This is a genomic window from Mycoplasma tullyi (genome assembly GCF_014068355.1).
In the GTDB taxonomy this organism is placed as follows: Bacteria; Bacillota_I; Bacilli_A; order Mycoplasmatales; family Mycoplasmoidaceae; genus Mycoplasmoides; species Mycoplasmoides tullyi.
Genome location: NZ_CP059674.1, coordinates 821,154 through 844,630 on the forward strand (window position 1 = coordinate 821,154; position 23,477 = coordinate 844,630).

The window sequence follows — 23,477 nt, forward strand, 5'->3', positions numbered from 1 at the left end:
ATTTTTTTTACTATGAAACTAGTTGTTGGTTTAGGCAATCCTGGGTTTGAATACGAACACACTCGTCATAATATTGGATTTAAGATTGTTGACAAGTTGTTAGATGTTTTAAATCTAGAATTAGATAAATCCCAATTTAATGGGATTTATGTCAAACACCAAGATTTTATTATTGCTAAACCCTTAACTTATATGAACTTGTCAGGGAACTTTGTTCGTGAACTGGTTAACTTCTACAAGATTAAGCTCGATGATATCTTAGTAATTCACGACGAACTTGCTTTTAATCTTGGAGTAGTAAGATTAAAGCAAAACGGTTCAGCTAACGGACAAAAGGGTGTGGCTAATATCATTGATCAACTAGGCACCCAAAACTTTAAACGCCTGAGAGTAGGGATCAAAAACGAATACTTAAAAAATATCTCTTCTTTTGTTTTAAGTAAGTTCAGTCCTAATGAGGCAATCCTATTAGAAAGTGCAGTTGCTTCAGCTAGTGTGATTGCTTATGATTTTCTTAAATCAAATAAGAGCTTCAGCCAATTAATGAATGAATACAATCAATAAGAAACAATATTTAATTGGCGTATCCGGTGGTCCTGATTCGATCTATTTATTAGATCGATATCAAGATCAAATTAAAGTCGTTTGTCATGTTAATTACAACAAACGACCAACAGCACTACGTGACCAATTAATTGTTTCAGATTATTGTTCTAAACATAAGATTCCTTTAGAGATCTTGTCTATATCACCTTCACATCAATATCATAAGAACTTCCAAGATCAAGCTAGGAAGATTCGTTATGATTTTTTTTTATCTACTGGTTTAAAGTATCAATTAGATTCATGTTTGATTGCTCATCATAAAGATGATTTCTTAGAAACTGCAATTATGCAGTATAAAAAAAACCAAGAACTATTATTCTTTGGTTTGCATGAAGAATCAACTTATCAATCATTAAAAATATATAGACCTTTACTAGATTTTTGAAAAGATGAGATTCTATCTTATTTAGATAAAAATAAGATAGCTTTTGGAATTGATGAAAGTAATTTTTCATTAACGTATCAACGAAATAAGATTAGAGATAAATTAGGCAAATTAACTAAAGAAGAAAAACAAACTGAATTAGATTTTTTTCTTAAGCTAAATGAACAAAATCAGGATAGATATCAATCCTTAAAAGAATTTATGGATTCTTGGGATTACAACTATTCTAAGTTGATTAATTCACCAGAGTATTTCAATTTGCTTTATTTATGGTTATCTAAAAACGACATTAAGTACACCAAGAAAAAAGCAGAGAACATCTCAAGTTTTTTACAAAAGAAAAACAAAAAGCAATTCAGATTAAAGAATGGTGTTTTTCTAGCAAAGGAAGGCGCAAAACTTAAAATTGTTAAGTTATAGGATTTTTCTCGTTTATCAAAACAAGATTAATATCAGCGATTAAATTTAACAAAAATTAGTTTTTAATCTCTTATTAATTTAATAAATAAATTAATCAAAATTTTTGGTGAAAAGAATCTTCGTTTTGGATCTGAAAAAGTAAGGATCACTCAGAGTTATTTATTAAACTCAAATTAACCATTAGTATTGTTTTATGCTTATAGATTACGTTAAAATCCGTGATTATTCAATAAGCATAAAAGAAAGAGGTTATCCAAAACTATGGAAATCAATAAACCCGAGTTCGTCTTTATTGATCTTAAAGAAAACAAAAGAGACAATATCTTAAAAGAATTAGCTGTTCAAGCTGTTAAGCTTGATTTAGCAACTAATCAAGAAGAGCTATATCAAGCTTTCTTAGAAAGAGAAAAGGAATCATCCACAGCTTTACCAGATCTTTTTGGTATTCCCCATGCTAGAACTGCTGTGGTAAAACAACCAGCATTGTTGTTTGCAAAATTAAATGAAGCAGTTGAGTGGGATGAAGATAAAAAACAAGTTAAATATCTCTTCACAATTTTAGTTCCTGAAGATGCATCTAATACACATTTAGAAATTATCTCTAATGTTGCAAAACTAATTATGGATAAGGATGCTATTCAGAAATTAATTGCATCAAACGATCCAAAAGAAATTTCTAAACTAATTGTTTCTTATTTAAATTCAACAACTACAAAAGGATCAAATAACAACTCCGATAAGTTGATCTTAGCTTTAACAGCTTGTCCTGTTGGTGTGGCTCACACTTATTTAGCTGCTGAAAAACTTAGTGAAACAGCAACTAAAATGGGTTATCGCATTAAAGTAGAAACCCATGGATCAGTTGGAGCTAAAAACACTTTCAGCGAAGAAGATATAAAGAATGCCGATTTAGTGATTGTTGCTGCAGATATCGGTTTAGACACATCAAGATTTAGTAATAAGCGTGTGTTTCAAACTACAATCAAGCCAGCAATCCACGAACCTGAAAAGTTAATCAACGAAGCATTTAATAAAGCAACCACACTTAACCAAAAAGACACTAACCAAACAATTTTAGGTCAAGATGCTAAACGACCAGGAATTATGCGTCACATCTTAGCTGGTGTGTCTTATATGGTTCCTTTTGTAATTCTTGGTGGAATCTGTATTGCGATTGCGATCGGTGTAGGTAAACTAATCTATGGACAACAATACAATGCTGTAGAAGGTGACTTCTTCTTTTATCTATTAAAAATCGGTGTAGTCGCATTCACATTAATGATCGGTGCATTAGGAGCATATATTGCTAATTCAATTGGTGGAAGAGCTGCCATTGCTCCTGCATTTATTGTCTGTGTCTTAGCTAATACTCCTGAGGCAATCTTTCCCATTGCTGGCATTAAAGTAGTTACAGCAATGGGATTCATTGGATCAATCTTCTTTGGTCTAGCAATTGGCTTTACTGTTAAATGAATTAACACTTGAAGAATTAATAAAGCACTAGCACCAATCATGCCTGTATTTGTTATTCCTTTAGGTGTAGGATTGTTCTATGCATTAATAGCTATATTCGTATTAGGTGCTCCAATTGGATTTGTCATGGACAAATTCATTAAAGCTCTTGAAGAAGCTTTCAAAAACGGCAATATAGGTATTGGTTTAGGTATTGGATTAGGCATCTTAATTGGGGCTATGACTGGGTTTGATATGGGTGGTCCAGTTAATAAAGTTGCTTTCTTAACCTGTGCAACCTTGATTACTTCAAATATTTATGAACCAATGGGGATGATGGCTGCAGCCATCCCAATTGCTCCACTTGGAATGGGATTATGTACAGTGATCTTCCGTAAGAAATTCAACGAAGGTGAAAAATCACTTGGTATTAGTGCAATCTTGATGGGAACTATTGGAATCTCAGAAGGAGCTATTCCGTTTGCAGTTGCAGATCCTAAAAAAGCAATTATCTCAAACGTAATTGGTTCAGCTGTTGCTGGTGCTATTGCTGGTGCATTTGGTGTAACTTGTGCAGCTGCTCACGGTGGTCCAATTGTTGGATTCTTATTAGCAGTATCATCTAACAAACCACAAGGTTTAGCTTGAGGTTTATCATTCTTCTTCTTAGCTATTATTGTTGGTACATTAGTAACATGTTTCATGTATGGTTTCTGAAGAACTAAACCAGCAGAAGAAGGTATTGTATTACCTGTTAATAAATGAACTTTCTGAAGAAAGAAAAAAGCTAATCTTAATATCCAAGCGTAATTATGAAAAAGAAGATATTTAAAGATCAAAAACAAAAGAATAAGTTTTTGTTTTATTTATTGTTAGCAATTACTTTAATTGCTTTATTAGTAGGGATTATCTTATTGGCATTAAATACAGGTAATTATAATAACCAAGTATCTAGAACTAGGGATTATCTAGTTTTACAAACAGATAAAGCAGCAATAGAGAATGCTAATTTCAATATGCAAGGTTTAATGCTTGGTAAATTTAAAGATCTGTTATCGAACGTTAAGAACCAAGCTGAATTAAATACAACTGTGTCTCAAATTATTCAAAACAATAATTTGATTAGTACGATTGATGCTCCTGCATTTGCTTATGGAATATTCATGGTTTTAATAGGCATTCTAACTGGTTTTGCAACAATATTGTTTGGTAACAGTACATTTAATAAGAAATACCAAAAGGAAGATGTACAAGCCTAAGATTTTAAAACTCCGACCACATTTTGAATATCGTGTTTGAGCTGGAGATGAGATTAAAACATTTTTTAATCTAAAAGAAGACAAAATTGGCGAGGCTTGAGTTATATCAGCGTTTGAAAATAAGTCTGCAAAAGTGAGTGAGAATCAAACACTCTTAGAGTTTTATCAAGACAAGAATAACGCTTATTTCTTTAACTCATATAACTTAAAAAATGAGTATCCTTTATTAGCTAAAATTATCGATGCTAAAGCTGATTTATCTGTACAAATTCATCCAGATGATCAGTATGCAAAACAGTTTAATTCATTAGGCAAAACTGAGTGCTGATACATACTTGATACCAAAAAAGATAATGATATCGTTTTTGGTCATAAAGCTAAAACTGTTGATCAATTTAAATCAATGGTTGAACATAAACAATGAAATGATTTATTGGTTAACAAACCAATAGATAAAGATGATTTTATCTATGTTCCATCAAAAAAGATTCATGCGATTAAAGCTGATACTTTAATTTATGAATTACAACAATCATCTGACATTACCTATCGTGTATATGATTATGATCGTTTAGATCATGGTAAGAAACGTGAGTTGCATCTAGATCACGTTTATCAATTAGTAGATTGTCCAGATGTAGATTTAACTAAAGAGCAAATTAGCAATAAACCCAATTATTTGGTTGCTAATAATCTCTTTAATCTAGTTAAGGTTGAGAACGAAGGTAATAACGTTTACAAATTTGATGATGCTCAATGAATTCAATTAACAGTTATTAAAAATCATGGAACTATCAATGGGTTGCAAGCTAACTTATATGATTCGTTCATCGTTTCGCACAATGAACCGATTGTAATTGATGGTGAGCTAACTTGTTTGACATCTTACGTAACGGATAGAAAATAACTAAAATTTTCAAAATAATCGGTAAATATAAATATATTTACTATTCTATTTAGCTTTTCTTACTTGTAGAATTACTTCTTCTGTTGCTTCATATTAAACAACAAAATTCCTGTTGCTACAGATACATTTAATGATTGGATTTTCTCTGTGTACATAGGGATCTTTACTTGATAATCAGCATTCTTAATAAGTTGGTTCGAAACACCTTTTTGTTCATTACCAACTATTAAAATAGATTTCTTCGCGTATTCCAAATTATAGTCTTGCGCTTCGTCACTAAGGTTTGAAACATAAGATCAATAACCATACTTTTCTTGTAGATCTTTTATCGCATAAGATAAGTTGGCAACCTCGATTAAATTAAGATAAAAACATGCACCTAGTGATGTTTTAATCACAGTATTATTAATACTTACTTGGTTATCTTTTTTGAAGATTACTCCTAATACGTTTGCTGCCAAACAACTTCTTAAGATCCCTCCAAAATTCCCAGGATCTTGAATTTGATCTAAAACAACGATAATCCCTTCTTGTTGATCTTTAATCTTTTCACAAAACTCGTTAAAAGATATTGTTAACGAATTAGTGTCAATTTCAGCAACAAAACCTTGGTGATTAAGATTATTGCGGTATTGATTATCAAATCACTTAAGTGTATGAAGTTCGTATTCAAGTTTTTTTTGCTTGATTAATTTAAGCAAAGTATGATCTTCTTTATGTAAATAAACTTTTTTAATCTTAAGGTTGTTAATTAAACCTTCGTAAACAGCATTATACCCAAATAGGGATAATCATTCTTTTTTTTGTTTATTCGCGTGTTTATTGTTATATTGAGGTTTGAATTGATCTTTCATTAGTTATAGAACTTTTTTATTAATCAATTTGTTTCTAATTGAATCGGCTTTTTCGTAGTCTTTGTTGTTTAACAATTCAGTCCATTGTTTGATCTGACTATTAATCTGTTCGTTATGAATCATTTCTGGAACAATTCCATAAATTTCCAAACATCAAATCAGTTGTTGATAAGCTCAGATATTTTCATCAATTTTTTTATAAGCAATTGATTCATTTAGAACTTTAATTAAATCTCAAATTACTTTAGTAGCATTAGCAAAATTTAAGTTATCAAATAAAGCTTGCTTAAATTCATCTGATGTTAATGAACTATTTGGAATATTGTGATTGTTAGCAACCAGATAAGTTCTAAATCGATTTATCGTGCTAGTAATCTTATCAACATCTTTTTGAGCAGACTTAATGATTGTTCCATCAAAGTTTAATGGTTGAGTGTGAGATGTATTATAAAACACTCAACGGATCGCTCGATAATTGTGTGATTCAATTAAATGCTTAACATAAATAAAGTTGTTAAGCGATTTTGACATCTTTTCATTATCTATTAAAAGATAACCTACATGTACTCAACAATTAGCTAAATTTTTATCATATAACGCTAAATTTTGCGCATTTTCGTTTTCATGGTGAGGGAAAACTAGATCGATTCCTCCACCATGAATAGTGAATCCTTTTTGGTTAAATTCTTGATCAATAATATAAGCACATTCTGTGTGTCAACCTGGTCGACCTAAACCAAATTTTGAATTTCATTTAATACCATTAACCGTTTTCTTTCATAAAACAAAGTCATTTGGACTTGTTTTGTTTTCGTTGCTTTTAACTCTGATTCCGCTAATTTGTTCATCTAATTTACGTTTAGATAGAACTCCGTAAGTCGGAATCTTAGTAGTATCAAAATATAGATCACCATCTAGCTGATAAGCATACTGCTTATCATAGATTTTTTCAATGTATTCAATGATCCCGTTCATTACGTCAGTTACTTTAACAATTTTAGGTAACTTAATATTAAGTTTTTCTAAGATTTCTAAATAAGCAGATGTGTATTTTTTAGTAACTTCTTCTTCATTTAAATTCAAGCGTTCTGCTTGATTAATAATTTTGTCATCAATATCTGTAATATTGTGAACAAAATTAACTTTTTTATCTGCGTGTTCAAGCAATTTTCTTAGAACATCAAAAGTAACTATTGGTCTTAAGTTACCAATATGAATATGATCATAAACAGTTGGTCCACAAAGATAGATATTTACTTCATCTGTATCAATATCTATGTTTGTCTTAGTTAGGGTGTCGTACAGTTTCACAGTTAATAGTTTGTTAAATTATGTGTTTCTAAAGAAACACTTTATACATCGTTAATTTTATATTTTTAGAATTATTTTATTAAGAATTAGTAAGAAATATTGTTAGCTATATAACTATCTAAGTTTTCTTTGAAAACTGAATAATTTGTTAAAAATTAAATGAAGTTAAAATTTATTTATCAGCGAAAAAACCGGTAATTTTTAACTATTTACTTAATCGATTTTGAAAATAAATCTTGTTTTTATTGGTTTCAAATTTCTTCCTTAATGACAGGAATACTTAATTCTTTAGCTTGATTAATTTTTTTAATAGTTGGATTAGAACCAGCTAATACAAAATCTACGTTTTTAGAAACACCACTAACAAACTTGATTTTGTATTTTAATGAGAGCTTCTTGATAATTTCATTTCGTGAGATGTTAAACGATCCTGTAATCACAAACTTCTTGTCATAGTAAATAGATGAAGTATCTACTAAATCGTCGTTGATTTCATCTTTTGTCTGAATTCCTAATTTTTTAAATTCTTCGATTAATTCTCAGTTTTTATCGTCTGAGAAAAAACTGAATAATGAATTAGCTGTAATACTGCTAATATCAGCTAATCGCATGTAATCTTCAACCTGAAGTGGTCTTAGTAGATCAATATCGTTATAAGTATTAGCTATCGATTTAGCCGTAGCTACTCCAATAAATTTAATGTTAAGTGCAGCTAACAAACGATATAACTCTCGGTTTTTGGAATCATTAATACTATTAATTAACTTATTGAACGATTTTTCTTGAAACCTAAAATTGTATTTCAGTTTTGACTTAGAAAAATCTTTTTTAAGTCAAGGTTTAATAATCAGATCTTTATATTGTTCTAATTTGTAAATATCTAAAACATTACTAATAAAAGTTTGTTCTTCGTTATCTAATAGATCATATAATGGAATGTCTTCAGTTGTTTGTTGATCAGTGATCAATTGATTAGCTTCTCTAATTACATCATTAACCTTGGTGTTAAATAAAACACTTAGTGTGCTTTCACTTAAACCTTCAATATTCATTATTGGTTTAGAACAATAATAGATTAGATACTGTAATTGTTTTTGTTTACATTGATCATTATTACAGTATCAATCTACTTCTTCATCTTTGTTTACTAAAAGTTGATGACATCTTGGACAGTTGTAATCAAACTCAAGTTTTTTAGCATTCTTAGGTCGTTTATCTAGATTAACTCCAATTACTTTAGGGATAATTTCAGCAGCTTTAATTAGATAAACATAATCGTTGATTCTAATATCTAAATCGTTTATATATTCAAGATTATGTAATGTTGCATAGGTAATTACTGAACCTTCTAGTTCAACTGGACTTAATTGCGCAACGAATGTTAATTTACCAGTTCTACCAACATTTAGAATGATATCTTTTAGTTGGGTTTCAACTTGTGTCGGAGCAAATTTGTAAGCAATTGCTCACTTAGGAAATTTAGAAGTATAACCAATCGTTTCGTAATCCTTAAAGTTGTTATATTTGATTACCGCTCCATCGATTCTGTAATCTAGATTGTTTTTATTTGCTTCTAATTCTTTAACACTGTTATAAAGTTCTTTAATGTTGCTAAACAACTTAATCTCCTTAGCAACATTAAAGCCTCATTCTTTTAATTGTTGAATAACTTCATATTGAGTTTTAAACCCAAGCTCGTAAGCGTTAGGAACATAATAAAAGAACGCATTAAGCTTGCGTTTAGCTACTTCACTAACATCAATGTTTCTTAAGCTTCCAGAGGCATAGTTTCGTGAATTAGCAAACTTCTTATCTTCATCTCTTGTAGCATTAATTGCTTCAAAATCTTGGTTGCTTACATAGATTTCCCCGCGAATAACCATCTTTTTGATATCCGTGTTAATTTTTAATGGAATTGATTTAATCGTCTTGATGTTAGCGATCACACTCTCACCAACAACCCCGTCACCTCTTGTAAGCGCTTCAGTCAACACTCCATCAATATAGATTAACGAGATTGATAAGCCATCAATCTTAGGTTCTAAAACGTATGGATTATCTTCTTGTTTGCTAACTTTAGCAATATTTTCATTAAAGTTAAGCAACTCGTCAAAATTAAAACAGTTACCTAACGATAACATCAAGTAATCGTGTTTAACTTTAATGAACTTATTACTAATTGATGAGCCGACTCTTTGAGTCGGAGAATAACTTAAAACATATTGAGGGTATTTACTTTCGTAATCTAATAGTGTTTTATAAGTACTATCATACACCTCATCTGAAACACTGGGATTAGATAAAACATAATACTCATGTTCTCATTTAGTTAATCTTTTAACTAAATCTTGGATTATCTTTTTAATACTCTCGTTTTTCTTGTCAATCATATTTGATAAACTAACGTTAACTTCTTATTAAATAAAAAAAGAGTGCTAAATGGCACTCCTGTTAAGATTTGTATCAGTGCATGATACAAATTTTTATTTCGCTAATTCAATTAATTAGCTATGCAATATCGTTTAAATTATTAATGGAGCAGATGACGAGAATCGGACTCGCGTCTAAACCTTGGCAAGGTCTCGTTCTACCATTGAACTACATCTGCGCCCAAATATTTTAACACAAATAAATTATCTTATACCTATAGCGCCTGAGTGATTAGTCAAACTTAATGTGACAATAACCAGTTGGATTTTTTTCTAAATAATCTTGGTGGTAGTCTTCAGCTTTAGAATAGTTTTGCAATCTCAAAACTTCGGTAACAATCGGTTTAGAATATCTTCCTTGAGCTTGAGCTAATTTAGATTTGATCACAGTTTCATCATCATCGTTAACAAAATAAAATCCACTACGATACTGAGTTCCACGATCATTTGCTTGGTAATTCAAAGTTGTTGGATCAACAACTTTTAAAAACAGATCAATGATCTCTTCTAAACTAATTACTTGATCATCATAGGTGATTTCAACCGTTTCAACCCCACCAGTTAACCCACTACATACTTCTTTATATGTTGGGTTTCTAAACTCAGGTTTGTAGTTGGCATAACCTACAGAAGAATCAATAATTCTTTTGGTTCTTTTAAAGTATTCTTCTACACCCCAAAAACAACCACCTGCTAAATATATTTTCTTAACCATATTTATTCTTTCTTACTTTGTAAGACTAAAGGCATCCCCTATATCTTTAAAGTTTTCTTGGTTATAATTATTAAATATTATTATTTTTTGTGCTGGGATTGAATGTTAAATAAAATCTTAGAATATTATTTTGAAGATAACGAGTTAATTAGGGGTAAAAACCTAGTTAACCGTAAAACTGTTAAATTAACTTATCAACAAGATAACAAACTACTAGTTTTAAGTGCAAGAATTAACGACGACACAGTTGTTGTTAATACTAAGGTAACTGTTAATGGCAGTAATGAAAAGTTAATTGATATCTCTTGTGATTGTCCATCACGACTAAAGTATTGTCGTTATGTAGCAGGAACAATTTATTGCGCTTATGTGCAATTAAAAACGCTTTTTGATCAAGAACAAGAAGCTAATAAAAAACAAGAGATTATCTTAAATAATAATAAGATTCGTCAAACTAAGATCAATCCAAAAGACAAAGCTTACTTTAGTATTGAAAAAATTAAAAAGAACTTTAATACGATTAAACTAGCCGTTTTTTTAAACGTAGATTCTTATAAGTTTAAGTTAGTTAATGAGAACTATTTTTTATTAAAACAAGGCTGAATGAATGAAGATGAAATTAGCTTTTATGTTTGTTATGAAAAAGCTAAAACACCAGCCAAAATCTTAAAACTCAAGATTGATAGTGATGCGATCAATTATCAAGATCTTTATATGTTTTGATACCTTGTGTATCTAGCTAACATTAACAATCTTGATGAAGAATCATTCTTATCTGAAGGGTCATACTTACATAGTGAATTTAGACTAAACAACCATGGGTTGTATGCATTACATGATCTAGATAGTTTTAAGAGGTTTCTAGAAACATATGATTCATCATATGAACAAGCTAAATTAGATGATGATCTAATTAATGAGATTAATGCTTGCTTTAATGAATGTGGTTTTATTGTTAGTAATAAGAAGATTGAAAACCGAATCTTATTAACAAGTGAAAGAAACGATCTATGTGCTTTTAATATTGAAAGCTTTGTTGACAAAAAATGAGGTCATTATTTAACTCATAATTTAACTAAAGACAATAAGTTAGTTATCAACCCATTTAATAAGATTTTGAATCAGAACAACCTTAACCACGAGTTGTTAAATAAGGTTTCGATTGCTTCTAAAGAGTTTTTAAATTTCTATATTTATCTAACCAAGATGGGATTTGATAATATCTATTTAGATGATCAAAAGAAGATTCTTAAACTAGTTGATTATTTACCTCAAGCTGGGCTTGTACTTGGATTTGATAAAAAGAAAAATGGTTTAACAACCAGTTTAGTTTTTAACTACAAACGAGATAATGAAAATAATATCGTTTATTTTGAAGACCAAAAGGTACTTAAAAATAAACGGCTTCATTTATATGAAGAAAACACGTATGACTTTTTCTTTAAAAAAGTGATTGATAAACGTTTATTAACACGTTTAAAGAAGAACACTCTAGATCTAAATGATCTAGAAGAATTGCGAGAATTAAGTAATTACTTTAATAGTGATCAGTTCCAAATTAAGGTTTTAGAACCTTATACTAAAGAACTAAAACTAAAGTTTGATATCAACGATTTTAAAAAGATTGAAACCCAAAACAATCTAATTAAAATCACGTTATCAAACTTCCCTTACGAATTTGATTTTATTAAGGATATTGTGGCTAACTATTTAGTTGCCAAGCAAATTTATATAATCAACGACGGTTATTATTGTTTAAATGATCCTGACAATGCAGCATTCTTAGAATTCTGATCTAAGTTTGATTTCTTTGGAGTTAGAAAGGTTAATTCTAAAACAATCGCTATTAGTAAATACCGATTGTTAGATCTTTATAATGCTTTCAAACCATATTCTGGTTATTTTAAAAAGATCGCTAATAAAAACATCCGCGAACTAATCGATGGATTAGTTAACAACACTTTTAAAGATGATTTAACGATTCAAAAACCATTTGATAAGCTTTTATGACCTTATCAAAAAGAAGGTCATAAGTGATTAAGAATCTTACAAAAGTTTGGTTTTGGTGGAATTATGGCTGATGATATGGGATTGGGTAAAACCATCCAAATGATCTCAGTTATTTCCCAATATTATAAGGACCATCCACATGAGATTAAGCAAAGTTTAATCGTAGCACCTGCTTCATTATTATTAAATTGAGCAAGTGAATTTAAAAAATTCGATCCAGATTTAGATGTGGCTACGATTTCTGGAAATGCAGAGAATCGTAGAGTAATCATCAACTCAAGAAATCATCTTGTAGAAATTACCACCTACTCAGCCTTTAAAAAAGACTGTGCACTTCATGCTAAAAAAGATTATGCTTACATTGTACTAGATGAAGCACAAAGCATTAAAAATGCTTCATCAATCTTATCTAAAGATATTAAGAGTCTCAGTGGAGCTCATAAGGTTGCTTTAACTGGAACAGTGATTGAGAATAGATTAGCTGAACTATGATCAATCTTTGATTTTGTTTTACCTGGATTTTTTGGTTCAATTACGGAATTCAATCTTAACTATGCTAGTCAAATCGAACGCGATGATGGTGTTAATGTAGAAGTTTTAGAACGCTTAAAGAAAAAGATCGCTCCATTTATTCTTAGAAGAACTAAAGATAAGGTTTTAAAAGATTTACCACCCAAAACACAATCTGATTTATTAGTAGGATTATCTAATGATCATATGAACTTCTATCATAAACGAGAAAAAGAAGTTAAGGATCAAATCTTAAAGATTGTTCAGAATAAAGATCAATCTAAAAAAGGATTGGGAATCATGTTGGCTAAACTCTTAAACGAGTTACGTCAAATCTGTTGTTCCCCAAAACTACTTGACTCTAATTTTAACGGTGAAAACGTTAAATTTGTGGCTGCTATGGACATTATTAATAATGCCATTAAGAGCAACAAAAAAACCTTATTGTTTAGTCAATACCTAGGTGTAATTAGCTTGTTCAAAAAAGAACTAGAAGCAAAAAATATGAAATACTTCATTCTTACAGGTGATACACCTAAAGAAGTAAGACTTCAATATGTTAATGCTTTTAATGATTCAGATGAACCTGCTGTATTCATTGCTTCACTAAAAGCTGGTGGTGTGGGATTAAATCTAACAGGAGCTGAGATCGTTATTCATTATGATCTATGATGAAACCTAGCACTTCAAAACCAAGCAACCGACCGCGCTCACAGAATCGGACAAAAACACCACCTTCAAGTTTATCGAATTATTGCTGCTAATACGATCGAAGAACGTATTGTTGCTATTCAAGAACGCAAGAAAGAACTGGCCGCTAAATTAATCCAAGAAACTGATAATAGTTTAAGCTGATTAAACATTAAAGACATCTTGTCTTTATTCAACTAAATTATCTTGATAATTTAGTACTTTCATAAATCTAAATAGAAAAATAAATTTAATGATTTATCATTAATTCAATGAAGATTGATCATTATTTTTATCGTTATCAATTTAAGATCTAAAATATGTTTAAATACTTATCTGATAAAAATTTAGTAGATAGTTGTTTTGCTTTAGCTAATGATATTATCAAACACTTGCAAATTGATTTAGCTAGACAATCAATTGATACTCAGATCTATTTGATAGCTGAAACAAAAGAAAAACTAACCTGTAATAAGGAAGATGTTAATTTTGATTTCGATTTCGTTTTAAAACTTTTAAAACCTGCAATTGCACTAAAAAATCGAACTAATGATCAATTAAAGAATGATATTAAAAAGTCATTCGAACACGTACTAAAAAACCAATTTCAACAAAAAGAAGCTGTAGTAGAACCTACTACAAGTGGTTTTAGTGTTGCTAATGTTGTTCATAAAGATTTTCCTGAACACAAGTTTTTCCTTGATATTGTTATCTTTAAATTTGATGGAAGAAATTTCTTTATCTTAAAAGAACACAAGAACGGTGTTAATGAAGTTTGAACCAAAACAAAGAGTTTAAAAGAACTTGTTTATCGTATTGAATTAGTTGAAAACGAACCCGTTGCTTGAGCTAATTTCAAGGAAAGATATTTGTATTGAAAAACTAAATATCTAGAAGATAATAAAGAACGACCTTCGTCATTTAGTTGTAAACTCCAAGCACTTAATGACGCGTTCAACAAGTTCTGACAAGATCAATAAATGGTATATAAAAAAAATCCGATCTTCTTAATTTATAGATCGGATTTTTTTATTGTTATTAGTTAGCTCTTACGTTAGAAGGTTTATCTAATTTATCACCTATTGGATTTAAAGTTGGATCAACTTTAAAGACTTTAGGTTCATAACCATGTTTAGCTACTTCTTCAGGTGAAGCCAGAATCACATTAGCACCAAAAGCAATTCCGCGAACAACTGATGCTAACCCTGGATCGGTTACAACAATAGTTTTAAACGATCCACCCATTCGAGCATATTTAATGAATGTTGCTAAATCACCAGCATCCCTTAAATCACTAGCTTTACCTAATAAGATTAAACTGTCTGGTTGTTTTAATTCAGTTCCTCTACCAAAGGTAATATATTTACCTCGTTCAGGTTGATATGACATAGCACTTGTTCATTGTGAACCATTAAACTCTGAAACATTATATACTAAGTGGTCACCTGATTCATCACTAGTAATTAAATCTTTAGATAATCTAACAATCTTTAAGTTAGCATCTCTAATATTTAATCCTCTAAATGAACGAATAATTGGTGCATCTGAGAAATCTCAAACTACAGGCTTACCACCCTTACCTTGGAACTTACCATTAAAGATACGTTCATTTCTACGGTTAAATGCGATATCAATGCCTTCTTGAACACGTGAGTAATCATCGTTACGATCGAATTTTAATGCTTCAAAGATTGGTGTTGAAGCAACTACAGTTCCAGGAACATAAGGATTAAATCCACCAACGTTATAGTTATTTGTTGAAGGAATAAAGTTCGTGTGTTTAAGCGCTAGTGGGTTTAGTCCTCAAAGATCGGTATTAACTGTTCCAGTAGTATAAATATTAAGTTCGTCTAATCTGCGATCTTCTAATGCTAATAATGAACTAGTGTTTGCATTTTCAAAGAAAACGGTTAATAATTTAACATTCTTAGGTAATGCCTTAATAATGTCATAAACATCGCGGTTAGTTGATGTTTTACCAATGTTGGTTAACACAACACCAATATCTTTAGTGGTGTCAGCAGCCTTTTTCAAGAACTCAATAAATTTGTTATAACCTGAAGTGTTGTCTACATCTAGAACAAACACATTAACAGGTTGTTTGTTCTTGTAGTAATCTTCAGATTTATCTGTAGGAGTGTAATGTCTTACAGTAATACCATCATCTGCGGTAATTCCGTATTTCCCACTATTAATAAATTCTTGTGTTTGATCAGTTTTTGTTCAACCACGATAATCACCATCAAGGATACCCTGTGGATTTTCGTTATATTGTCAGTTAGGAGTACCTAGAAGTTTTTTCTCATTAACCTTAATATAGTAATTTAATAAAGGATTCTCTGAAGGATCTTTATAACCAAAAGTAACTGAAACGTTTGGTAAGGTAATATTTAAAACACGGTTAGCTTTAGCTTCAGATAAGATAAAGTCATCACTAAGAGCGCTGAAAGAATTTAAAAAGTCTTGATAAGGGTATTCAGTTCTACCAGGTTCATCTCTTTTTTTGAATAAAGAATTTCAATAAAAATCAAAATAATCAGGATTATTCTTATATCCAATGGTGTTTTTGAATAATTCTTTATTAGCTACAGTGTTAGCTGCTAAACCCTGAGATAGTATATTTCTAAGCGTGTTTAAGATGTGCTTCGATTCACCCACTAACGCTCCAACTTTGTCACCAAAAGCTGCTTGGACACTTGGATCGTATGGTAAAACTGGAGTTGTTTGGTCAAGGTTGTAATTAGTTTTTTTGTAGGTAACAGCTACTGGATCTGGTAAAGGTTGAACTTCAGGTACAGGTGTAGGTTTAGGTTCTGGTGTAGGTTCTGGTTTTTTCTCAGGTGTAACTATTGGAGTTTGTTTTACAACAGGTTTAACTTCTTTAGGAAGGTTTAAATCACGATTAGAGTTGTACTGACTGTCAGTAGAACCGCCTTTATCTAATGTAACTGTATTACTTCTTTGAATTAAGTTACTTGAATTATTTTCACGAGAGTTTGAATAAACTACTCCAAAAGTAGTACTTCCAGCTACTAATATTGATGTAGCTGATAAACTAATTAGTTTTATCAGTTTTCTTTTTTTAGAGCTTATCATTTAAAACTATAGACCTACACTTAATATAATAACGATCAACCTTAACCTTCCAGTTTTTTAATATCTTGGATTGTAAATTAAATTCTTAGTTTAACTAACACATCCTATTTAGTTGGTTTAATTGGATCACCAATCGCATTTAGTTTTGGATCAACTGTAAAGGTTTTTATTTGATATTTATCTAATGTTTCTAAAGGTACAACATGAACAGTGATGCTGTTTCCTTCTGAAGCCGCAGCTGCTTGAATTTCATTAGCTAAGAACTGAGTAGAAACAAAAACATCTTTAAATGCACCACTGTTTGTTGCATATTTAACGAAAGTTTTTAGGTTATCTAAACCTTCTTGTTCAAGGGTGTTTTGAGCACCTCTTAGAACTAAAGCACGCGGTTGGGCAATCTCAGTTCCACGACCAAAGCTAATCTTTAATTTATCACCAGGAGCTCCACGGTATCTCATGGCTGCTGTTCATTGTGAGTGATTAAACTCATTTAAGTCATAAGTAACAAAACTGTTACCCATATTATCTGTATCAATTAAATCAGCTGATAATCTTACAAATCTTAATTCAGCATCACGAACATTAAGGTTTTTTAAGTTTCTAATAATTGGCGCGTCTGCAAAATCCCAAAAGATTGGTTTAGCACCTTGACCTTGGAAATTACCTTGGAAAATTCTTTCACTTCTACGATCAAACGCAATATCGATACCTTCTTGAACACGTTTATAATCATCGTTACGATCAAATTTTAGAGTCGTAAAGATTGGCGTTGAACCAATTGTTGTTCCTGTCGCGTAAGAATCACCAAACCCAGCAACGTTATAAGCTAACAACGATGGGATAAAGTTAATGTGTCTGATTGCTAATGGATTAATACCTCATAGATCGGTATTAACTCTACCAGTGGTATAGATATTTAATTCTCTTAGTTTTCTATTTTCTAAAGCTAATAACGAAGTAGTATTAGCCCCATCTAAGAACACTGTAAGTGTTTCAACATTTTGTGGTAAAGCTTGAAGAATGTCATAAACGTTTCTTGTTGTGTTAGTTTTACCAACATTTCTTAGAACCACACCAATCTTTTTGTTTGGTTCTTTTTCATAAACTTTCTTAATAAATTTAATGAATTTATCATACCCAGATGTGTTATCAACATCTAGTTCAAAGACATTAAGATCATCTTTGTTTTTGTAATAAGGATCATCCTTATTAGTTGGAGTGTAATGCCTTACTTGGATACCATCATTACCATCAATACCATAATCTTTATCATTGATGTATGTGTTAGTAATATCTGTTTTAGTTCAACCTCTAAAATCACCATTGATGATATCAGATGGGGTTGGGTTGTATTGATAATTAGGATAACCTAAAACCTTGTATTCGTTAACCTTTTTGTAGTAATTATAAACCGGGTTATCTCCGTCATTTTCATAACCATATGAGATATTAATTGAGTTTTCATTAAGGTTAATTCTTCAAGTTCGATTAGCTTTCGATTCGTCTAATAAGAATTTATTGTTACCTAAATCAAGGTTGAAAGCTAATAGCAGGTCATCAATCGGTTTTTGACCTCTATCATTTTTAGTAAATAAAGTTTTTCAGATATTGTTAAAAAACTCTGTACTTCCTTTATATCCAGATATTTGTCTGAAGGCATCTCTAGCGGCATCATCAGTACCACCACTATTAATTGCTTTTAGTAATTCATCTCTTGCTTTTGTTAACGAAGCTCTGGTTTTACCTAATAAAGCTTGTGCTTGTTGGTCGTTTAAGACTTGTCTACTTGGATCGTTAGGTTGTTGAGGCGTGTTTTTGTCTAAATTGTATTCTTGTTTTTCGTAAGTAACGTATTGGATTTGGGTGTTAGCTGCTAAATTATTAGTAGTCGCAGGTGGTGTTGGCTCTGGTTTTGGTTCTGGTTTTTTTTCTGGAGGATTAATTGCTACTGGTTTTTTTTCTGGTACTTTTGGCGCATTTTCCAGATTAAAATCACGATTCGAATTTTGCGAAGCGTCGGTATTTGCAGGACTACTATCTAATGTAACCTGATTAGATCTTTGGATTAAACTTGTTTGAGAATCGCTTTTATAGGTCGAATAAACAATTCCTAAAGTACTAGCAGCACCCAGAGTAATAGAACCAGTACTAAAAGCAATTAATTTGATGATTTTTCTTTTTTTAGAGCTGACCATTTTAATAATTTGACAAAAACAAGCTCATCAAAACAACTATAAATCGTAAACTATCATCTATATTAAATTATTATAACCTATATTGTTAAACTGTGGAATTATTAGTCTTTTATGAAATATTTAGTTCTTTGGTGTTCTTAATGGTCCACCGATTGCATTAACTGTATTATCCTTAGTAAACGTTAGTTTTTTAAACTCGTTAAGTTTATCTACTGAGAACACAGTGTAATTAATATCGTTCATTTGAGAAGCTGCTGCAGCTTTTAATTGTTCACCTAAAGCAGCATTAGTTACAGCAACGCTTTTAAATGCTCCAGCGTTAGTTGTGTATTTAATGAATGATAATAGGTTATCTAAACCTTCACGTTCTAATGTACTAACATCACCTCGAAGCACTAAAGTGCTAGGTTGAGCGATCTCAGTACCACGACCAAAGTAAATATATCGTTTTAAGAAACTTGGCTGGTACTGCATAGCAGCTGTTCATTGAGAGTGGTTAAAGTCTGATAAATCATAAACGACAAAAGTAGTACCGCTTTGATCAGTTTGAACAAACTTATTAGATAATCTTACTTGTCTTAATTGAGCATCACCAACATTTAAGTTCTTTAAGCTAGAAATAATTGGTGCATCAGCAAAGTCTCAGAACACTGGTTTTGCACCATCTCCTTGGAAATTACCTTGGAAGATTCTTTCGCTTCTACGTTTGAATGCAATATCTAATCCTTCTTGAACACGTGCATAGTCATCATTACGATCAAACTTTAAAGTCGTAAAGAGTGGGGTTGAACCTGTTGTTAATCCTTTAGGGAACGGATCAAATCCACCATTGTTATAAGCTAATAATGACGGGATAAAGTTAATGTGTTTGATCGCTAATGGGTTAATACCTCATAGATCGCTATTAACTACACCAGTAGTATAAATATTTAACTCTCTTAGGTTTCTATCTTCTAAAGCTAATAGTGAAGTAGTATCAGCACCATCCAAGAAGACAGTTAGAGTTTCAATATTAGGTGGTAAAGCTTTAAGAATGTCATAAACGTTTCTAGTAGTATGTCTCTTACCAACATTCTTAAGCGTTACACCAATCTTACTATTCTTGTCGTTTTCATAAACTTTATTAATAAAGTCAATGAATTTTTGATAACCTGAAGTGTTATCAACATCTAAGATGAACATCTTTAAATCTGGTTTGTCCTTATAATAATCGTTTGTTTTATCATGAGGACTGTATTTTAATACTTGGATACCATCACTGTTATCGATTCCATAGGTTCCATTAGTATATTCGTTTGTAACATCAGATTTATCTCAACCTTGGAAGTTACCATTAATAATATCATCTGATGTTGGGTTAAATCTTAAATTAGGAGTACCTAAAACTTTATAAGCATTAACTTCTTGGTAGTAATTTTTTACTGGGTTATTACTATCATCTTTATAACCAAACGAAACATTGATTGAGAAGGCATTTTTAGTATCACCATTAAAGTTAATTCTTCAAGTACGGTTAGCCTTAGATTCACTCATTAAATCAGCATTCAATCAGTCATTAATTGAATTAAGAAATTCTTGAGCTCCTGTTTGACCTCTTCTATCGTTTGAAAAGATCTGTTTTCAAATATCGTCAAAGAAATTTTTGGCAGCATCCGTGCCTGATGTTTTAAAAATTAGATCTCGAGTTTCAGTATCTTCAGCGCCTTTACCACTTTTGATTAGGTTAGCTAATCGATCTCTAACATTAGTTAAGGTTTTAACAGTTTCTGCATATAAAGCAGCTGCTGCTTCATCACTAATTGTTTGTCTACTTGGATCGTTAGGCTGTTGAGGTGTTTTTTTGTCTAATCTATATTCTTCAGGAGTGTAAGTAACATATTTGATTTGTGTATCTTGAGCTAACAAATCAAATAAAGAAGCTTCTCTTTTAGGTTGTGGTTTAGGTTCTGGTTTAACTTCTGGCTTTTTTTCTGGAGGATTTACAAGAATTGGTTTATTATCTGGTTTTGGTTGCTCTTTTGGCAAATTAAAATCACGATTCGAATTTTGCGAATCATTAGCTCCATCTGATCCTTTTTCCAACTGAACACTATTAGTTCTTTGGATTAACGATGCTTTAGAGTTATTTTCAGTTGTTGAATAAACTATTCCAAATGTACTAGCAGCTCCTATAACAATAGAAGATGAGCCAATTGATACTAATTTAATGATCTTTCTTTTTTTAGAACTTAACATTTATCGATGTTTTATTTTAAAGTAAAAGCTCATTAAATAACTATAAATCTTTTGAATCTATTAAATAGAGTTAGAACCTATTATTATTTATTATATCGAATTTTAGTTGAACAGTGATTATAACTAAATAACCAGGACATAAAAAATTTAAGCTTTTAGTAAAGCTTAAATTAAATCACGAATCTTATTTAGTTTTATTTAAAGGGATTCCAATTGGGTTTAAGTTTGGATCAATATGGAATACTTTAGGTTTGTATTTTTCTAATTTACTAGCATCTACAACAATCACTTGTGGTTTAGTTCTTCAACCTTTAGCAGCTGAATTAATTGCATCAGCTACAGCTTGAGATGAAGTAAATACTTTTTTAAATGCCCCACCAGTTGTTGCATAATGAACAAATTGGGTTAATTCAATTACACTACCTTGTTCTAAGTCTTTAGCTTCACCTTTTAAGATTAATGATTCAGGTTGTAAGATCTCAGTACCTTTACCAAAGTAGATATATCGATCATTTGAAGGTCCCCTGTATCTTAAAGCTTGATCAAATTGAGCATGATTGAACTCGCTTAGATCATAAGTAACCAACATGTTACCATTTTCATCGGTATCTATTAACTCTGAAGATAAAGTTAATTCTCTTAATTCAGCATCATGAACATTAATGTTTTGTAATGTTCTAATGATTGGGTCACTTGAGAAGTCTCAAGCTACTGGTTTAGCACCTGCACCTTGGAAATAACCTTGGAAGATTCTTTCATTTCTTCTAGCTTTAGCGATATCTAAACCTTCTTGAATACGTTTGTAATCATCATTTCGATCAAACTTTAATTTACCAATAATAGGAGTTGAAGCAACAGTTGTTCCTCGTGGATAACCCCCAACATTGTAAGCTAATAATGATGGAATAAAGTTGATGTTTTTAAGTGCTAATGGATTAATTGACCATAAAGGGGTATTCACTCTTCCAGTTGTATAAATTTTTAGTTCTCTTAAGTGTCTACCTTCTAGCGCTAATAATGAAGTAGTATCTGCATTTTCAAAGAACACTGTTAAAGTAACTACATTACTTGGTAGAGCTTTAATAATGTCATACACGTTTCTAGTTGTGTTTGATTTACCTACGTTTTGTAATACAACACCAATTTCAGGGGTTGTATCTTTAGCCTTATTTAAGAAGTCAATGAATTTTTGATAACCACTAGTTTTATCAACATCTAAAACAAAAACGTTTAGATCTTTCTTATCAGCATAGTAAGGATCTGATTTATTTTCTGGAGTATAGTGCCTTACAGAAATACCATCATCATAGCTGATTCCGTATTTAGAATCCTTAACAAATTCATCTGTAAGATCAGTTCTAGTTCAACCAGTAAAACCACCTTCTAAGATATCTCTTGGGTTATCAATTGCTCACTTATTAGGAGTACCTAACACTTGATAACGATAAACATCTTTTTGATATTTAATTACTGGATTAGAGTCTTCATCTGAATAACCAAATGAAACATTACCAGTGAAGTCTGGGTTAATATTAATCTTTCACGATCTATTTGATTTAGCTTCAGACATAATAAACCCATCATTATTGAATGAATTTATTGAATCTAAAAGTCAATCGATTTTAGTTTTGCCACGAGTGCTTTCAGTAAATAATTTTTCTCAGAAGATATTAAAGAAATCTTTATTATTAGAATATCCAGATTCTTTTAAGAAAAGATCGCGAGCTGCTGTATCTTTAGCACCAGCTGCACCTAGAGCTTTAGCTTTCTCAAGAGCTGCTTTTACTCTAGAAATAGAAGCTTTAGTTTTTTCATATAAAGCTCTTGCTTCACTATCACTTAAAACAACTTTACTTGGATCGTTTGGTTGTTGAGGTGCGTTCGCATCTAAACCGTAATCTTCTTTATCATAAGTTACGTATTTAATACTTGTTGTTTGAGCAAAAGTATCGTTAGGATCTGCAGGTTTGGGTTGTGGAAGCGGTTTAGGTTCAGGTTTTTTATCAGGCTTAGGTTGTTCTTGAACAACCGGAGTTTTAGTAGGTGGAGTAGGTTGATCAGGTAAATTTACATCCCTATTAGAGTTATAAACATCTTGGGCTTTACCATTCCCATCTAAAGTAACTCTATTTTGTCTTTGGATTAAAGTATCTCTATTATTACCTGAATTTTGACTATAAACTATACCTATTGTGGTACTACTAGCAATAGCTAAAGAACTTGCTGATAAAGCAACAATTTTAATGATCTTTCTTTTTTTGGAATTTAACATTGTTATCTAAACAAAAAACTAAAAGCTCATTAAATAACTATCAATCGATTAATATCTTTAATTATATAAGAAAAATGTAAATTCGTGTGAATGGACTTATAAGTATTTATAAACAACCAATAATTTAACTA

15 protein-coding genes and 1 tRNA gene are annotated in these 23,477 nt (G+C 30.9%); 7 read left to right on the forward strand and 9 right to left on the reverse strand.

The window, feature by feature from the left end; all coding sequences use genetic code 4:
- The first annotated feature begins 12 nt into the window (after positions 1-12).
- The 5 genes from pth to H3143_RS03320 all read left to right on the forward strand — a co-directional run bounded on the left by pth (position 13) and on the right by H3143_RS03320 (position 5,029).
- Entirely contained in the window at positions 13-564 is a 552-nt protein-coding gene (pth, locus tag H3143_RS03300) for an aminoacyl-tRNA hydrolase (RefSeq protein ID WP_182078780.1), read from the forward strand.
- A complete protein-coding gene (gene tilS / locus H3143_RS03305) occupies positions 548-1,411 on the forward strand; it encodes a tRNA lysidine(34) synthetase TilS (RefSeq protein WP_182078781.1) in 864 nt (287 codons plus the stop codon). Before pth ends, tilS begins: the two co-directional genes overlap by 17 nt.
- 261 nt (positions 1,412-1,672) lie before the next feature.
- Complete coding sequence (locus H3143_RS03310) at positions 1,673-3,673, forward strand: PTS fructose transporter subunit IIABC (protein ID WP_228444785.1); 2,001 nt, start codon at positions 1,673-1,675, stop codon at positions 3,671-3,673.
- Positions 3,674-3,675: 2 nt separating this feature from the next.
- Positions 3,676-4,122: a hypothetical protein gene (locus tag H3143_RS03315; RefSeq protein WP_182078782.1), complete on the forward strand. Its 447-nt coding sequence runs from the start codon at positions 3,676-3,678 to the stop codon at positions 4,120-4,122.
- A complete protein-coding gene (locus H3143_RS03320; protein ID WP_228444786.1) occupies positions 4,109-5,029 on the forward strand; it encodes a type I phosphomannose isomerase catalytic subunit in 921 nt (306 codons plus the stop codon). The genes H3143_RS03315 and H3143_RS03320 overlap by 14 nt, the downstream gene beginning before the upstream one ends.
- A 71-nt stretch (positions 5,030-5,100) precedes the next feature.
- Here H3143_RS03320 and rlmB read toward each other — a convergent pair whose 3' ends face one another.
- The 5 genes from rlmB to msrA all read right to left on the reverse strand — a co-directional run bounded on the left by rlmB (position 5,101) and on the right by msrA (position 10,338).
- Positions 5,101-5,883: a 23S rRNA (guanosine(2251)-2'-O)-methyltransferase RlmB gene (gene rlmB, locus H3143_RS03325; protein WP_182078784.1), complete on the reverse strand. Its 783-nt coding sequence runs from the start codon at positions 5,881-5,883 to the stop codon at positions 5,101-5,103.
- A gap of 3 nt (positions 5,884-5,886) precedes the next feature.
- Positions 5,887-7,194, reverse strand: coding sequence for a cysteine--tRNA ligase (cysS, locus tag H3143_RS03330; RefSeq protein ID WP_182078785.1), 1,308 nt, complete (start codon positions 7,192-7,194; stop codon positions 5,887-5,889).
- A 242-nt stretch (positions 7,195-7,436) separates the two neighbouring features.
- Positions 7,437-9,584, reverse strand: a complete 2,148-nt coding sequence (gene ligA / locus H3143_RS03335; RefSeq protein ID WP_182078786.1) for an NAD-dependent DNA ligase LigA — start codon at positions 9,582-9,584, stop codon at positions 7,437-7,439.
- 144 nt (positions 9,585-9,728) lie between these two features.
- Positions 9,729-9,802, reverse strand: a tRNA-Gly gene (locus H3143_RS03340).
- Positions 9,803-9,855: 53 nt separating this feature from the next.
- Positions 9,856-10,338, reverse strand: coding sequence for a peptide-methionine (S)-S-oxide reductase MsrA (gene msrA / locus H3143_RS03345; RefSeq protein WP_182078787.1), 483 nt, complete (start codon positions 10,336-10,338; stop codon positions 9,856-9,858).
- Between the two features lie 102 nt (positions 10,339-10,440).
- On the opposite strand from msrA, the gene H3143_RS03350 reads away from it, so the two are divergent.
- On the forward strand, positions 10,441-13,749 hold the full coding sequence (locus H3143_RS03350) for a DEAD/DEAH box helicase (protein ID WP_228444787.1): 3,309 nt from the start codon (positions 10,441-10,443) through the stop codon (positions 13,747-13,749).
- Positions 13,750-13,868: 119 nt separating this feature from the next.
- Entirely contained in the window at positions 13,869-14,528 is a 660-nt protein-coding gene (locus H3143_RS03355) for a hypothetical protein (RefSeq protein ID WP_182078789.1), read from the forward strand.
- Positions 14,529-14,586: 58 nt separating this feature from the next.
- On the opposite strand, the gene H3143_RS03360 is transcribed toward H3143_RS03355, so the two are convergent.
- From H3143_RS03360 to H3143_RS03375, 4 genes are all read right to left on the reverse strand, one after another.
- Positions 14,587-16,644, reverse strand: coding sequence for a putative immunoglobulin-blocking virulence protein (locus H3143_RS03360; RefSeq protein ID WP_182078790.1), 2,058 nt, complete (start codon positions 16,642-16,644; stop codon positions 14,587-14,589).
- Between the two features lie 104 nt (positions 16,645-16,748).
- A complete protein-coding gene (locus H3143_RS03365) occupies positions 16,749-18,839 on the reverse strand; it encodes a putative immunoglobulin-blocking virulence protein (RefSeq protein ID WP_182078791.1) in 2,091 nt (696 codons plus the stop codon).
- Between the two features lie 120 nt (positions 18,840-18,959).
- Positions 18,960-21,074, reverse strand: coding sequence for a putative immunoglobulin-blocking virulence protein (locus H3143_RS03370; RefSeq protein WP_182078792.1), 2,115 nt, complete (start codon positions 21,072-21,074; stop codon positions 18,960-18,962).
- A 184-nt stretch (positions 21,075-21,258) separates the two neighbouring features.
- On the reverse strand, positions 21,259-23,346 hold the full coding sequence (locus H3143_RS03375; protein ID WP_182078793.1) for a putative immunoglobulin-blocking virulence protein: 2,088 nt from the start codon (positions 23,344-23,346) through the stop codon (positions 21,259-21,261).
- Positions 23,347-23,477 lie beyond the last annotated feature (131 nt).